Annotated in this window: 14 protein-coding genes; 9 read left to right on the forward strand and 5 right to left on the reverse strand. The window is 44.2% G+C overall.

What is annotated here, in order from left to right:
• Nucleotides 1-24 precede the first annotated feature (24 nt).
• Nucleotides 25-1269, forward strand: a complete 1245-nt coding sequence (glyA, locus tag MKY95_RS15565) for a serine hydroxymethyltransferase (protein ID WP_339199657.1) — start codon at nt 25-27, stop codon at nt 1267-1269.
• Nucleotides 1270-1364: 95 nt separating this feature from the next.
• Here glyA and MKY95_RS15570 read toward each other — a convergent pair whose 3' ends face one another.
• Entirely contained in the window at nt 1365-1985 is a 621-nt protein-coding gene (locus MKY95_RS15570; protein WP_339199660.1) for an SDR family oxidoreductase, read from the reverse strand.
• Nucleotides 1986-2030: 45 nt separating this feature from the next.
• Nucleotides 2031-3461: a PLP-dependent aminotransferase family protein gene (locus tag MKY95_RS15575; protein ID WP_339199663.1), complete on the reverse strand. Its 1431-nt coding sequence runs from the start codon at nt 3459-3461 to the stop codon at nt 2031-2033.
• A gap of 285 nt (nt 3462-3746) precedes the next feature.
• Between MKY95_RS15575 and MKY95_RS15580 the strand changes: the two genes are divergently transcribed.
• The 4 genes from MKY95_RS15580 to MKY95_RS15595 all read left to right on the forward strand — a co-directional run bounded on the left by MKY95_RS15580 (nt 3747) and on the right by MKY95_RS15595 (nt 8844).
• Complete coding sequence (locus MKY95_RS15580; RefSeq protein ID WP_339199666.1) at nt 3747-5852, forward strand: serine hydrolase domain-containing protein; 2106 nt, start codon at nt 3747-3749, stop codon at nt 5850-5852.
• Nucleotides 5853-6196: 344 nt separating this feature from the next.
• Nucleotides 6197-7645 (forward strand): amino acid ABC transporter substrate-binding protein/permease, encoded by a 1449-nt coding sequence (locus tag MKY95_RS15585; RefSeq protein WP_076327609.1) that lies wholly within the window; start codon nt 6197-6199, stop codon nt 7643-7645.
• A complete protein-coding gene (locus MKY95_RS15590; protein ID WP_076327608.1) occupies nt 7638-8366 on the forward strand; it encodes an amino acid ABC transporter ATP-binding protein in 729 nt (242 codons plus the stop codon). Before MKY95_RS15585 ends, MKY95_RS15590 begins: the two co-directional genes overlap by 8 nt.
• 121 nt (nt 8367-8487) lie before the next feature.
• Nucleotides 8488-8844, forward strand: a complete 357-nt coding sequence (locus MKY95_RS15595) for a hypothetical protein (protein ID WP_076327607.1) — start codon at nt 8488-8490, stop codon at nt 8842-8844.
• Nucleotides 8845-8902: 58 nt separating this feature from the next.
• Here the strand turns inward: MKY95_RS15595 and MKY95_RS15600 are convergent, their stop codons facing one another.
• From MKY95_RS15600 to MKY95_RS15610, 3 genes are all read right to left on the reverse strand, one after another.
• Nucleotides 8903-10183 (reverse strand): glycoside hydrolase family 27 protein, encoded by a 1281-nt coding sequence (locus MKY95_RS15600; protein ID WP_076327606.1) that lies wholly within the window; start codon nt 10181-10183, stop codon nt 8903-8905.
• Nucleotides 10184-10291: 108 nt separating this feature from the next.
• A complete protein-coding gene (locus MKY95_RS15605; RefSeq protein WP_076327605.1) occupies nt 10292-11173 on the reverse strand; it encodes an AraC family transcriptional regulator in 882 nt (293 codons plus the stop codon).
• Between the two features lie 27 nt (nt 11174-11200).
• Nucleotides 11201-11812 (reverse strand): TetR/AcrR family transcriptional regulator, encoded by a 612-nt coding sequence (locus MKY95_RS15610; RefSeq protein WP_036615941.1) that lies wholly within the window; start codon nt 11810-11812, stop codon nt 11201-11203.
• A gap of 138 nt (nt 11813-11950) precedes the next feature.
• Here MKY95_RS15610 and MKY95_RS15615 point away from each other — a divergent pair, with 138 nt between their 5' ends.
• From MKY95_RS15615 to MKY95_RS15630, 4 genes are all read left to right on the forward strand, one after another.
• Nucleotides 11951-12712 (forward strand): alpha/beta hydrolase, encoded by a 762-nt coding sequence (locus tag MKY95_RS15615; protein WP_339199671.1) that lies wholly within the window; start codon nt 11951-11953, stop codon nt 12710-12712.
• 257 nt (nt 12713-12969) lie between these two features.
• A complete protein-coding gene (locus MKY95_RS15620; protein ID WP_101313754.1) occupies nt 12970-13404 on the forward strand; it encodes a ribonuclease domain-containing protein in 435 nt (144 codons plus the stop codon).
• A gap of 14 nt (nt 13405-13418) precedes the next feature.
• Nucleotides 13419-13694, forward strand: a complete 276-nt coding sequence (locus MKY95_RS15625; protein ID WP_076327603.1) for a barstar family protein — start codon at nt 13419-13421, stop codon at nt 13692-13694.
• Nucleotides 13695-13969: 275 nt separating this feature from the next.
• Nucleotides 13970-15664, forward strand: a complete 1695-nt coding sequence (locus tag MKY95_RS15630; protein ID WP_076253030.1) for an ABC transporter substrate-binding protein — start codon at nt 13970-13972, stop codon at nt 15662-15664.
• Nucleotides 15665-15790 lie beyond the last annotated feature (126 nt).

The raw sequence follows: 15790 nt of genomic DNA on the forward strand, positions 1-15790 counted from the left end.
CGTAATATGGAGAGGAAGATGTTCATGAAACATTTGGAGAAGCAAGATAAAGTAATAGGAATGGCTGTCCAGCAAGAGCTTGGAAGGCAGCGGGATAAGATAGAACTGATTGCATCAGAGAATTTTGTAAGTCAAGCTGTGATGGAAGCAACAGGTTCGGTATTGACCAATAAATATGCGGAGGGGTATCCGGGCAGAAGATATTATGGCGGGTGTGAGCATGTCGATACAGTCGAAGAGATAGCAAATAGCCGCCTTAAAGCACTTTTTGGCGCTGAACATGCGAATGTGCAGCCTCACTCCGGTTCTCAGGCCAACATGGCAGTATATTTTGCCTCGGTTGAGATTGGGGACACAATACTTGGCATGAATCTATCCCAGGGTGGTCATCTAACCCACGGAAGTACTGTTAATTTTTCAGGTAGGTTTTACAATTTTGTTTCATATGGTGTCGATGCACAGACGGGCCGCATTGACTTTGACGAAGTACGTAAACTTGCTTATAAGTATCGTCCACGCATGATTGTTGCAGGTGGAAGTGCATACCCGCGGACCATTGAGTTTGAATTATTTGCCCAGATTGCCGCCGAAGTAGGAGCTCTTTTCTTTGTAGATATGGCGCATATAGCAGGAATTGTTGCGGCAGGTTTGCATCCTAACCCGGTACCACATGCCCATTTTGTTTCAACCACCACACACAAGACCTTACGAGGACCACGAGGGGGAGCCATTTTGTGCCGGGAGTCCTGGGCAAAGGCGATCGACAAAGCTGTATTCCCGGGGACTCAGGGCGGGCCATTCATGCACGTTATCGCGGGGAAAGCGGTGGCATTAGGCGAGGCATTGCAAACCGAGTTCACAACATATATTGAAGGTGTTCTGAATAACTCCAACGTATTGGCAGAAACTTTAATGAATGAAGGACTTACCCTTGTATCGGGAGGAACAGATAATCATATCGTGTTGGTTGACTTACGAACTATGGGCCTTACAGGCAAAGAAGCCGAAGCTTTACTGGATGAAGTAGGGATTACGGCGAATAAAAATGCAATTCCTCACGATACGGCAAGTCCTTTGGTTACAAGCGGTATTCGTTTTGGAACTCCGGCTATGACTTCAAGAGGGCTTGGAGCCAGGGAAATGAAAGAAATTGCTCAGCTGATAGGGCTTGCTTTTAAAAATCCAAAGAACTCGGATGTGAAAAATCAAATATTAGGTAGTGTCCGTGAAATCACTTCGCAATTTCCTCTATATGAAGGGCTTAAATAGCTTAACAGCAGACACAAATAGAGCCTGCAATTGTTCTTAATGGATAACAATTGCAGGCTCGTAATGTGCTTGTTTATATTGAAACTTAAGACGCCCTAGTAGGCTATACCTACACGAGACTGTACATACTCATCAGACATTAATTGCTGATAAGCAAACTCCGCAGTATCGATTACAGATATAGAAGTTCCACCGTCAGGCAAATAGTCGCGCTCAACCCGGTACTTACCAAGAGATTCTCCATCAAATAAGTAGGTAGGACACACGATTGTCCATTCTAACTCTGAAGCCTTCAGAATGTTGTACATCTCCAGATGCTCTTCAGCTGCTCGCGTGGACTTACGTTTGGACTCAGGGGATTGAAAACGAAGCAAGCCAGGATCCGTTCGACTTTCCAATATTCCTGCAGTACCAATGGTAATGATTCTTTTGATACGCTCCTGAGCCATAGCCTCAGCAATATGTCCCATGGATTGCGATAATGTAGTTGTTCCATCGGTATTTAAGGAACTAACAACGAGATCCACACCCTGTATGGCGTGATGAATATCCTCTTTGACTAAAGCGTTTCCTTGATGTAGAACAAAATTGTCATCGTTGATTTGTACCTTTTCCGGGCTTCTAACCAGTGCAGTTACATGATGATTGGAACGTAGGGCATTAGAGACGAAATGACTTCCAACCCGTCCGGTGGCTCCTAACACTAAAATTTTCATTACAAAAAACATCCTTTCGAATCCGATTGGAGAGCATGTTCTCCATCATAATACAATCTTTGCAAGCCGATGTATGCCTTCCTCAATCTGCTCCTCATCCACTTTTGCAAAACCTAATATCCATCCTTTTCGATGACTCTCCAAGCAATATCTACTAAGCGGATACACGCGTACACCTTGATCAAGGGCAGCATTTGTCAGCGCTTCTTCGTCAAATGACGTTTCAGATTCTAGAAGCATATGTAATCCCGTCTCCACACCACTTAATGTAAATCGTGAGCCTAGCCCAGAAGCAACAATGGCTTTGGTCATGACTTCGTGTCTGCGTCGATATATGTTCCGAACTCTTCTCATATGGCGCATAAAATGACCACGCTCAATAAAATGAGTTAGCGTTAATTGTTCCATAATCGGCAGATGACGATAGGTTAATTCATGAACTTGGGTAAGGCGATCGATGGCTATTTTGGGGCCGATGATAGCGGATAGTCGAATGCCAGGTGCAACCATTTTGGAAAAACTCATCATATAAAGCGTATTCTGAGGTTGCTGACTAAATATAGTTGGAAGTGGATCTCCACGGTACCTAAATTCGCTATCGTAGTCATCCTCAACAATCCAATATCGATGATGAGATGCCAAGTGCATCAATTGTTGCCTGCGTGGCTCCGACATAATAACACCAACGGCGCATTGATGAGAAGGTGTGACAAATACGAGTTTTGTCTGTGGGTGAATATGATCTACACATAATCCATACTCATCAACCGGAACGGGATCGACTTGCATCCGGCGGTATTTCATCGCCATCCAAGCAGCAGGGAAGCCGGGATCTTCTACGGAAACTGTGTCACCCTCACTTAAGAGTGCCTGGGCAATTAAATCAATGCTATGTTGTGCACCTGAGGTTAACAAGATTTGATCAACATCGATATGAATGCCTCGTTCAAGTGACAAATAACGCTGAATCTGTTCTCTTAACGCCAGTAACCCTCTGGCATCACCATAAGCCCAAAGATCCAGATTGGGTTCAGTAGAAGCTTGTAAAAAAGATTGCCTCCAGGCTTTTGTGAAACTTTCATCCAGATAAGGCTCGTGGGGATTAAAATCAATTTCTATTTTGCGATTGTCTCTATTGCCAAACCAACTATGCAGATGACCAATCGATTCGTTTAGTGTAGGCAGCTCGGGCGGAATAGGCCCTTGCATCGTGATGCCTTCTGATGAGCGAGGTGCATATGTCCAATCACTAACTCTTGTCCCGGCTCGTCGGGAGGTTACCGTATACCCTCGACTGAATAATTCCTCGTACACAATCTGTATGGTTGAGCGTGAAACACCAATTAATTGAGCAAGTTCGCGTGAGGGGAGCAGCAATTCGCCTGGTTGCCATTTCCCGGTTGTGATATTATGAATCGCTTGATCCAAAAGTTGCTGCCAGATCGGACGTTGGTCATTCCGATTAACTTTTAGCATTGCTTCAACTCCATTACTCATGCTGAATTATGGACTGCGTTTATTTATATACTTAGCCATGTTATTGACACTCCATCGACTGATATACCATTATAGCAAAAGTTTAATTTGCAAACAAAACAAAGCTGGACTAAAGCGATTTTTACCGTGTGTCCAACTTATTTCGGTTGGTCCTGCTTGGTTCATACTCGATTCATATTCAAGCCACAGACAGTTCATCTTCTTCGGTTACACTACGGGAGTACTAACACAGAGATTCCCAATCCATAGACTAGACAGGAGAAGATGAGATTGACACGAAAGAAACGAACGTCTATCGCCGCCATAACTTTGGTGTTTGCAATGATGTCCCCAATGTCGGCCATGGCCACACCCGCTAGCAGTAACGGTAGTAGCTCTACGTATGATCTAACTAAAAAGGCAGTAAGTGCAAAGGCCAAGGTACTTATTGAATCATACGCTACGACAAGTGTGCAGTACGCACTGATGGATGAGGGCGAGATTGTGATCTCCGGTCAGGCAGGCAAAAATGACCTGAAAAACAACACCCCACTTTCTTCTGAAACAATGTATGGCATTGGTTCAACCAGTAAAATGGTGCTTGCAACCGCCGTAATGAAGCTAGTGGACCAAGGCAAGGTTGATCTCGATGAGCCTGTCGTGAAGTATATTGCGGACTTTAAAATGAAAGACAAGCGTTACCAACAGATTACACCACGCATGTTACTGAATCATTCATCGGGACTTCTCGGAACGTCAAGTAACAGTGCAATACTGTTTGGAGATAATGATACCTATGCACATGATACGTTACTGGAACAATTGGCGACGCAACATTTGAAGGCCGATCCTGGCGCATACTCGGTGTATAGTAATGACGGTTTTACATTAGCTGAAATTTTGGTTGAGCGTGTCAGTGGCATGGACTTCACAACTTTCATGCACCGGTACATAACCGAACCCCTTGGTATGGAGCATACCAAAACACCGCAGGATATTGTGGACTTTAGCCAGATGGCAGCAACATATGCCCCTTCGCATGAGGAGCAACTTCCATTAGAGACTACAAATATGATTGCCTCGGGAGGCATCTATTCCACCGCTGAAGATCTGGTTCAGTTCTCGAAAATCTTTACAGGTGAGGTTGAAGGTGTTCTTTCGGAGGAATCCGTAGAGGCCATGGAGCAAGAAGAATACAAGAGAGGCATGTGGCCAGAAGAAGGCGATTCGTCCATTGGTTACGGCCTGGGCTGGGACAGCGTGAACCTGTTTCCTTTTAATGATTACGGCATCCAGGCAGTAAGCAAAGGCGGCAATACAATAACCTATCATTCCTCATTGATTGTACTTCCGGAGTATAATATGGCTGCTGCCGTAACCTCTTCCGGTGGTCATAGCTCAACGGATCAATTGCTGGCAACTGAGCTGTTGCTTGGCGCGCTTGAGGAGAAGAATATCATTCCTGAGCGTAAGCCGGAGAAGTCACATGATGCACCGATGAAAACAACCATGCCGAAGGAACTTACACAGCACACAGGCATGTACGCGGGTGGGGCAAACATGTTAATGAAGATGGACGTAAAAGATGATGGGCAATTAACGTTATCTAATCTGTCGTCTCCTAACAGTCCTGATCAGACCTATACGTACACCGCTGATGGCTCATTTGTTAATGATGCGGCTACGGAAAAGCTGAAGTTCGTTCAGGAAGTCAATGGGAACACATATTTGTGGTCTCGCTCGTATCAGTCTGTTCCTGGACTTGGACAAGTTGCTTCCTCTGAATATAAGGCAGAAAAACTTGAAACCAATGAATTGTCTGCAGAAGTAAAGGCCGCATGGCAGAAACGGGAAGGCAAAGCCTACGTCTTGGTCAATGAAAAATACACATCAACACTGTACAACGCAGCGATGCCGATGATTCCCATTCATACTTTTAATGAGCTGCCGGGTTATGTCTACACGAATAAAATCGTTGGAGCTAACCAAGCTGTGAACCAATTGCAAATTCCTGGATTAGCGGGCCGTGACACGATGGAGTTTAATTTCTATGAGGAAAATGGCGTGGAATATGTTACAGCTGGAGGCAACGTTTATGCTGCTCAAGACGTCATCAAACCGATCTATGCAGGAAAACAATCGAAGACAACGATTCAGGCGAATGGTCATGCCACATGGTATTCGATTCCAGCATCAGCTGCAGGTAAAGAAATGAAGGTCAAGATGTCTGCAAACAGCGCATTTGCTGTATATAACCAAGCTGGCATAGGCATTAATCATACAGTGGTCAGTGGACAAAACGAAATTGTGTTGCCTGAGAACGGAACTATTGTATTCGCGGGTGAAGCTGGTTCGAAGTTCGAGATTGTATTGACAACGAGAGCAAATTAATAGATTATAAAAAACTGTACAATAAAAAGTCGCGGAAATCGCGGCTTTTTTTGAGTTTTAAATTTTAAATAATACGTTTTAAAGTAAATGTACCTTTTTTCAGATTCACAATGTAATATTGGGTTTCGCGAAGCTTACTTAAAGGGTAAGTATTAAAAGGACTTTTACTGGTTGGAAAAAAATGATGGAGGAAAATGTTGCAAGTGGAAAGGCAAAGCATTGATTGTTAATATACAGTAAATAATAACAATCAAATGGGCAGAATATCGACAAAAAGCATAACCGTAATACCGATTCCAAAGAAAATAATGATTATTCGGACAATACCGAGACGGGGAGGACACATGAAAACAACGAAGATCTCATTTTTTATACTTTCACTGATGCTGCTCCTGGTGAGCGGTCTATCAGGATGGGTAGGGAACGCTGCCGCAGCGTCCGATTCCGGTAAAACCTATGTTATCGGAACTGATGTCACATTTGCTCCATTCGAATATGAAGATGAGAATGGTGATTTTGTTGGTATCGACATGGATTTGCTGGATGCCATCGCCAAAGATCAAAATTTTAAGTATCAAATCAAATCCCTGGGATTTAACGCAGCTGTACAGGCACTTGAGGCGAATCAAGTCGATGGTGTGATCGCAGGGATGAGTATTACGGATGAGAGAAAAGCAAAATTTGATTTTTCGGATACTTATTTTGAATCAGGTGTCGTTATGGGTGTTAGTGCCAACAATGACACAATTAAGAGTTATGAAGACCTTCGTGGACAGAAGGTAGCGGTGAAAACCGGAACAGAAGGGTTTAGTTTTGCAGAGTCCATCGCTTCAGAGTATGGATTTACGATCGTTCCGTTTGATGAGTCATACCAAATGTATGAAGATGTAAAAACCGGTAATTCCGTAGCCTGTTTTGAAGATTATCCTGTACTGGCCTATGGGGTTAATCAGAACAACGGTTTGAAAATTGTTACCGACAAAGAAGATGGCGCTCCTTACGGTTTTGCAGTAAGCAAGGGGAAAAACCAGGAGCTTCTGGAGATGTTTAATACAGGTCTCGCCAATATCAAAGCTAACGGTGAGTATAAACGCATTACCGAAACATATCTGGGTGAGAACGCTCCGACTGTTGCTAATCAAGGTCGCTGGGAGCTAATTCAGAAATCTCTTCCTGCACTTTTTAAAGGTCTGGGAAACACACTTTTATACACGATTGTATCCCTGTTCTTCGCGTTTATCATCGGTCTGATTTTCGGATTTATGAAGGTGGGACAGAACAAATTCCTTCGTGGTGTTGCCACTGTATTTGTAGATATCTTCCGCGGCATTCCACTGATTGTCCTGGCATTCTTTATTTATTTCGGGATTCCACAGGCGATGGGCTTCACAATGCCATTGTTCCTGGCGGCTATTCTGACACTTAGTCTGAATGCAGGGGCGTACGTAACCGAGATTATCCGAGGCGGGATTCAATCGATTGATCGTGGTCAGATGGAGGCAGCTCGTTCATTGGGACTTCCTTATCGCAAAGCGATGATAAAGATTGTCATTCCGCAGGCAGTGCGGGTTATGATTCCTTCCTTCATTAACCAGATGGTTATCACGTTGAAGGATACGTCAATCTTGTCCGTTATTGGTCTCGTAGAGTTGACACAATCGGGTAAAATCGTTATTGCAAGAACGTTCTCCTCTTTTGACATATGGTTAACGGTTGCGGTTATGTACCTGATTGTCATTATCACATTGACCAAAATTGCTGATTATCTGGAGGTGAAGGTTCGTCGTGGCTAAAATAAAAGTTGAAGGTTTGAAGAAAAGTTTCGGCTCGAATCAGGTCCTCAAGGGAATTGATGTGGCGGTCAACGAAGGAGAAGTTGTCTGTGTCATCGGGCCTTCCGGTTCGGGAAAAAGTACCTTCTTGCGCTGCATTAACCAATTAGATGTGATTACGGCAGGCCGGGTTATTGTGGATGATCAGGATCTGAATGACCCTAAAACGAACCTGAACAAAGCTCGCGAAAATATTGGCATGGTATTTCAACATTTTAACTTGTTCCCTCATTTTAGTGTACTTAAAAACATCATGTTTGCGCCCAGAGAACTCGGGATATTAAATGCACAGCAGGCGCGTGATACAGCACTCAAATTACTTGAGCGTGTGGGCTTGTCTGATAAAGCAGATAGCTTCCCAACACAATTGTCAGGTGGACAAAAGCAACGTGTAGCTATCGCTCGTGCGCTTGCCATGAATCCGGATGTTATGTTATTTGATGAACCGACTTCAGCGCTGGACCCTGAGATGGTAGGAGAAGTCCTCGGTGTTATGAAGGACCTCGCGAGCGAAGGTATGACGATGATGATCGTTACCCATGAGATGGGTTTTGCCCGTGAAGTAGCTGATCGTGTGATCTTCATGGACGGTGGTTATATTGTCGAGCAGGGCACTCCTGAAGAGATATTTGGAAATCCGAAGAATGAACGGACGATCAGCTTTTTGGAGAAGGTACTCTAGCACTGAATCGAGAATGAACACATTGAAAGTCGCTATATTAGCGGCTTTTTTTGTTATATTTATGAGGTGATTTAATAGAAAGACCGATCAAACTAAGCCAAGAAAGTGAGGTCTATACTCCATGGAAAACGTGTCACAAGAAGATCAACTGCAATCCATCAAAGCTTTTCAATCAACGATCCGCAAATCAGAAAATGCCTTAGTGAATATGACTCAGAAAAGGAATAACACAACATTGTTACAGAAACGTCTCCAAACTTTATACATCGGCCTAGCACTGTTGGAAAAGGTATGGAATCAGAAATCTCATCCCTACACGGAGGAAGATATCGCAGAAGCTCGTCTTGTCTTGATGGGATTGTTCCCATCTCTTGAGAGCATGTATGCCAATTCCAAAGAAGGTAGCCCACAAAAGACTCTTCTAGAAAGAAGGATTAAAGCATTTCATCTGGCCGTTCAAGCCATGGATACATACTGATGAAATGAGAGAGAGGTCTGTCTAATGAACGACAGACCTCTCTTTTTCTCTTGCAAGCTTAGGAAAACCGATAGAGACGCACACCGTGCACAGGTACAGTAGTAACTAAGGAATTCTCTGTTAATTGAGCTGCTTCTTGGCTCCACAATTCGGTACCTTCGGTAATGCCGGACAGTCCGGCCTCATCAATGGACAGATCCACAGGTAGAGCATTCTCGCCGATGTTGAACACAGCGATGTAAGAGGAACCATCCGTATGCTGGGCAGTCCACACAATAAGATCTTCTCTGCGTATGGCTTCTCTGGCTCCGTAACTCTCGCGATGCATTCGAAGAACCTCACGATTAGTTAGCAGGGATAGTGTCCAGTCATCGTTATCTCGCAGTTCACCACCAAAGATGAGCGGGGAACGGAAGATGCTCCACAGTGACATCATCGTCAACTGCTCGTCAGGTGTGAACCGAGTCCAGCGATCTGCTCCACCACCGTCTACAGATCGGATACCGATATGACCCAAAGGTAACATATCACAGTCTGGCCAGCAGCCTGCTTTGGGAACGCCTTGCCACGTCCGGCAGCGGTCGAACATATCCAATAACAGCGGCCAAAGGTCCCAGAAATCGTCCGTGACACGCCACATGTTGGCATGATCAGCGAAGAATTCTGAGTATTCCACCGGAGCAGGGCCAGGAGAGAGACTTAGTACCATGGGCCGACCGGAGCGCTCAATCGCTTTGGATATCATTTCGATCTCAGGCTGATGGGTGTCGTAGAGCCTGGAAGCAGCAATATCGTCTACTTTCACCAAGTCAACGCCCCATTGTGCATACAGTTCAAACAGCGAATCGTAGTAGGCTTGTGCGCCTTCTTTTGAGCTATCAACACCATACATATCTGTATTCCACGGACAGATGGAGTTCGGATGAGCAATATCGCGCGCAGTGGCGGTTGTTCCCAGAATCGGAGTAGCCGCATGTGCAGCTTGACGTGGAATACCACGCATGATGTGAATGCCGAATTGCAGCCCAAGACTATGAACGTAGTCGGCTAATGGCTTGAATCCCTGTCCACCTGCAGCGGAGGGAAACCGATTCTCGGCAGGCATAAGCCGCGAATATTCATCCATGATGAGTGGAACGAACGGACGATATTGCGAAGAATTGGCCAAAGGCTCGTACCATTGAATGTCGACCGTAATATAGCTCCAGCCGAAGTCTTTAAGATGTTCTGCCATGTACTCGGCGTTGCCACGAATTTCGTCTTCCGTAACGGCTGCGCCGTAACAATCCCAGCTGTTCCAGCCAAGCGGTGGAGTTGATGCTGCAAGTGTATGATTCATGGGAATGCTCCTTTATGAATTAATTATTGCTCTCGCTCAATTCATCATAATAAAGGATTTTATTAATATCTACAGTAATGTTGAGTGTCGAATGGCAAAATATTGCGGTTAGTCGAAGAACAATTTACGGTACACAAGGCTTTCTCCGCCACTACGAAATTCACCTGGCGTAACGCCTGTTATGCTGCGAAAGGCTTTGATAAAATAACTTCCGCTGGAATACCCGACTTGCTCGGCGATGACTTCAATGCTAAGAGAAGTTCCGCGCAGCAGTTCCATTGCTTTCTCGGTACGTACACGGGTTAGATACGCACCAGGCGTCAAGCCCGTACTGGAGCAAAAGCGACGTATAAAATGATATTTGGAAAGGGAAACATGCTCCGCAAGGTGATCGATACTGATCATCTTGGAGTAGTTGTTTTCTATGTATTCAACGGCTATTTGAATGTTTTCAGACCAATTCTCCCTGTTGCGCAATGTTGTTTTCTGTAATCGAGTCAATTCTGTCATGAACTGATATACGCTGGATGATGCGATCAGAGGATCAGTGATTCTGCCTGCCGCCGCATCAGTCACGATCATCCGCAATAGTCGGATGGGTGTACAATCAGCGGGAAGATAGGGAACTTCTCCTGCTTCACAAAGAAATTTTCGCCAATGGGGCAGAATAAGAGTGGGCCTGAACAGCAGGAACAGAAACTCCCAAGGTTCTTTTGATGCTGAATGGTAGTAATAGCGATGTGGCCCTGGAATTTCTGCCAAAAAAGCTTGTCCTGCGGTAACATGATGAATGCGATTATTCGACTCAAATACACCTTCACCCGAGATTGTATATTGGAATAACAGGAGAGGCCCGTCCGAACGTTCGAGTCCATCCCAATGATAAGAAGGATCGGTTATTGAATCACACCCAGCCGCATACAGTACACACAGTTGGAGCTCCTTGTCTTCCGCAAATCGAAACCCATAGGTTCCTCTAGGCATATTCATGTCAGCTCTCCTTGTTGCCCTGAATTTTTACTGCGCTCCGCGAATGAAAATATCTACTAGCTTTTGGCCCAATGAAAGATTGGAACCATATTTATGCAGGTTATCTTCCCGATTACCCATTAACATCAATGTCGAGAAAGTCTCTGCGAGGAAAAATGGATCGTCCGTTCGCAGTCTGTTTTCATCCATTGCCCGTTGGAAATGGGAGGCTAACACTTCATGAATCTGATGCTCCGCGTTGCGTATATCCTGAATTTGAGCTGGTTCAAGAAAAGGCTCAGCTTCTCTGAGCATGGTTTCAATCTCCGCATGTGGATTGCCCAGTCTGGCCTCTGCCAGACGCACAAGCCCCGACTCCAGATTCTCGGCTTGATCAAGGATATGCGAGGTTAACCGGCTCACATTCTGTAACATCGTTGTAAAGGCAACCTTAAAAAGCTCGGGTTTGCTGGTGAAATGATAATAAATGGTTGGTTTTGACACGCTACATGTTTTGCCAATTTGCTGAAGCGTGACTGTTTCGTAGCCATACTCCATGAATAACTGTGAAGCGGTTTGAATAATGGTTTGCTGAATTGAGATATCATCGTTGCCATGTTTGGGTCTTCCAGGCAATCGTTTGGGTGATTTTTCTGTCATTGGACTTCCCTCCATGAATATTTTATGACAAATAACGATAGTAAGCAAAATCATCTTGTAATTATACTTACCGGTAAGTATAATTATGAAGAGTTAAAAAAGGCATATCATTATCCTCATATTAAGGTGGTTATAAGGTTGAAAACAGCACAACGTACTAACAATTGGAAAAAAATAATCATGTGGACAATCTTGTCCATCGTTATCCTCGTGGCCGGAGTATTCGTATATCTCAATTCGGTTACGTATAGTCCCTCGGAGCGAGCCGAAACGGCGATGACAAGTAATGCTCAGGTTAATGTCACCAAGATTAAGGACGGTTACCGATTTGAACCCGTGGGTACAGAGATAATCAAACCGAATATTATTTTTTATCCAGGTGGTCTGGTTGAACCTGAAAGTTATTCTCCACTTGCCAGAGAAATGGCAGAACAGGGTCACCGCGTATATATCGCGAACATGCCAATAAACTTGGCGATTTTCGGTCAGAACAAGGCTGATTCCTTTATCGAGGAACATCCTGACGAAGCGTTCGTTATTGGTGGCCATTCTTTGGGAGGGTCATTTGCATCACGGTATGCTACGGAGCACAATGAGAAGTTGGAAGGCGTCTTTTTCTTGGCTTCTTATGCAGATGAAGGAGGGAGCGTAAAGAATACGGACTTGTCTATCTTACAGATTACAGGCTCGGATGACGGAGTGCTTAACTGGGAAGACTGGGAGAACTCCAAAGCAAATCTTCCGGAAGACACGACATATGTGAGTATTGAGGGTGGAAATCACTGTCAATTTGGCTCATACGGCATGCAAAAAGGAGATAATCAACCTGCCATTACGGAAGATAAGCAGTTGGAAGAGGTTGTTGTAGCCCTAGAGAACTGGATGGATACATTAAATTAAACTATTAAATGAATGTGTTGAATGGTAATGATCGTGGTACGATTAAAGTCGCTATTTTAGCGGCTTTTTTTGTTGTAGAATAAAAATAATGCTTCAATGGAGCAAGGCAACAGCTTTAATTGATTGAATTTCAACTCCATAATAGGCTTACAGAATTGCTTTAATTACCACAAATCGTTAACATTAGAAGCATTGTCATCGAAATAGCACCAAAACGGAAGACAGCAAGAGCAAGAACATCAAAAGGAGAAAAGATTATGTTTTTCAGAAAATTTGCTTACACGTTAGTGATCATCCTCGCTGCATTATTGTTCTCAGGTTGTACGTCAGAGTCTTTGCGTGATCTCGGATCACCTCAAGTTTCGGAGGATATGGGATTTGATGAGGTTGCCAATTATATCTCGGAACACAATGAACTCCCACCAAATTACATTACCAAGAAAGAGGCCAGAGATCTGGGATGGGAACCAAGCGAAGGTAACCTGCGAGAAGTCGCTCCAGGCAAAAGCATCGGCGGCGACGTGTTCAGGAACCGGGAAGGATTACTCCCCAACAAAAAAGGCCGGATTTGGTACGAAGCCGATATAAATTACTCAGGAGGACGGCGCGGAAGCGACCGAATTCTATACTCGAATGACGGTCTAATCTACCAGACGACAGATCATTACAAGTCATTTGAACAGTTAAAATAAACGGAGGAAATGATATGAGCATCATTCAGATTAACGGAAACGACTTTCACAGCAAGGAAGAGCTTCATCAAATTTTGCAGAACCAGCTTGAGTTAGACGAAAGTTATGGAGGCAATTTGGACGCACTATGGGATGTCTTAACTGGGGCTGTAAGCATGCCGCTTACTTTTCAATGGATTGGCTTCGAGAAAAGTAAAGAAATTCTTGGAGAATACGCTGATCAAGTCATGGAATTGTTGCGGGAAGTTGAAGCAGAAATCCAAGGATTTACGTTAGAACTATATTATTGAAAAGTAGGTTTGGTTTTATGAGGCGATGGGCAACCATCGCTTTTTTGGTCTTCACATTTTTACTGAGACACATGTCTAGATCATGCTATTTTCATGGCTTAATAATCAAGGTTGGGGTGATTAGACTTCCTTATACTTTAAACATGGAATAGGGTAGGCAGGAATGTAATCGTTTATTAACGGTTGAATATGTAAGCGTATACTATTTCAAAGTGAACCATCGCAATGTCTGGATTGGTTATTACGACTAACACCATTTAGGGGGCAGAAAAATAATGAGAGCCATTTCAAAAATGCTAGGAGCATGTCTCGTAACAAGTGTTGTGTTAGTTTCCGCCGGTTGCGGAAACGCTGGAGAGAATTCCGAATCAAATACGAGTGACCCCAACAGCCCGATCACATTTACCTTCTTCGGCGCAGATGCAAGTCCCAACTGGAACAAAATGCAGGATGCGGTAGGGAAGAAAATTACGGAAGAAACCGGTGTAAGTATTGATGCAGAATTCGATATTTCGAGCGGAGGCGGAAACGACCGCATTTCCCTGATGGCTGCCAGCGGCGATTATCCGGATTTGATCTTCCCAAAAGGTAACTTGACTAGACTCGTTGATGCCGGGGCAATGATTGATTTGACGGATCTGATCGAAGAACACGCCCCCAATTTGAAAAAGATCTACGGTGAGCACTTCAATCGGTTGAAATACAGCAATGATGATCCTTCAATCTATTGGATTCCAACGAACGGCGCAATCGATCAAGTTAGCTTCGATGCCACGAACGGTGCGGCTATTCAACATCGTGTAGTTAAGGAACTCGGGTATCCTGAGATCAAAACCTTAAACGATTTCGAAAATGTGCTACGTGACTTTTACGAGAAGAATCCGACAACAGAGGATGGCCAACCTACAATTCCACTGACGCTTAGTGCAGATGGATGGCGGCGAATGATCACTGTTACTGATCCCGCTGTCATGTCTACTGGAGGACCTGGAGATGGTGAGTATTTCATCAATCCGGACACCTACGAAGCCATTCTGCATTACAAACGTCCCGAGGAGAAGGAATATTTCCGGTGGTTGAACAAGATGTACAATGCAGGCTTGCTGGACAAGGACAGTTTTGTTCAGAAGGATGACCAATATAAGTCCAAAATCGCCAGTGGTCGCGTGTTATCCTTGCTTGATCCAAGCTGGGGATTCAGTGATGCGGAAAATGCGTTGAAAAGCGCAGGGAAAGACGATATGACCTACGGATTCTATCCGGTAACGTTAGATGACAGTTTTCAACGTAAAGATTTTCAGAATATCGGTTTTGATGGTTATGGCATTGGCATAACAGTCGATTGTGAAGATCCTGTCCGTGCCATCAAATTTTTGGATTGGATGTCTTCTGAAGAAGGGCAAGTATTGAGAAACTGGGGCGTTGAAGGCGAGCAATATAATGTGGAAAACGGTGTTCGCACCATCCCGGCCGATGTACAGGAACGTAAAAACAAAGACAATAACACATTCACCAAAGAAACCGGAGTAGGCTTGTATTACATTTTCGGTGCTCACTACGGGGATGGTGTCAAAGATTCAACGGATAACTACTATACAACGAATTATCCTGAACAGATTCAGCAAAGTTATTCTGATGAGGAGAAAGAAGCTTTGAAAGGTTATGGCATAACTACATGGAAGGACTTGTTCCCTTCCGAAGAAGAGTTTCCGGTGAAAGAGTGGGGCGCTGCTTACAATATGCCGATTCCTTCGGATAGCGGGGATTATAACGTTGTGTATCAGAAAACGCAGGATATTATTCAGAAACGGATCGCCGAAGCGATTACATCCTCTCCGAGTGCCTTTGAAGGCATATATGACAATATGATTACCGAACTTGATAATGCAGGTGCATTGGCCATGGAACAGCAGTATACGGAGTGGATTAAAGATCGCGTTCGATTGTGGACGGGTAAAGAGATCAATTAACTTGCGGATACGATCACAATAATGAATTGTTTGCAGATCCGAAGTATATCAAGAACTAAAAAACATCGAGCCATGCAGGATGGTTCGATGTTTTCAGTTTACATTTTACATTGAATGAACTTGTCA

Origin of the sequence: Paenibacillus sp. FSL P4-0176 (assembly GCF_037975265.1) — a bacterium.
Lineage (GTDB): Bacteria > Bacillota > Bacilli > Paenibacillales > Paenibacillaceae > Paenibacillus > Paenibacillus amylolyticus.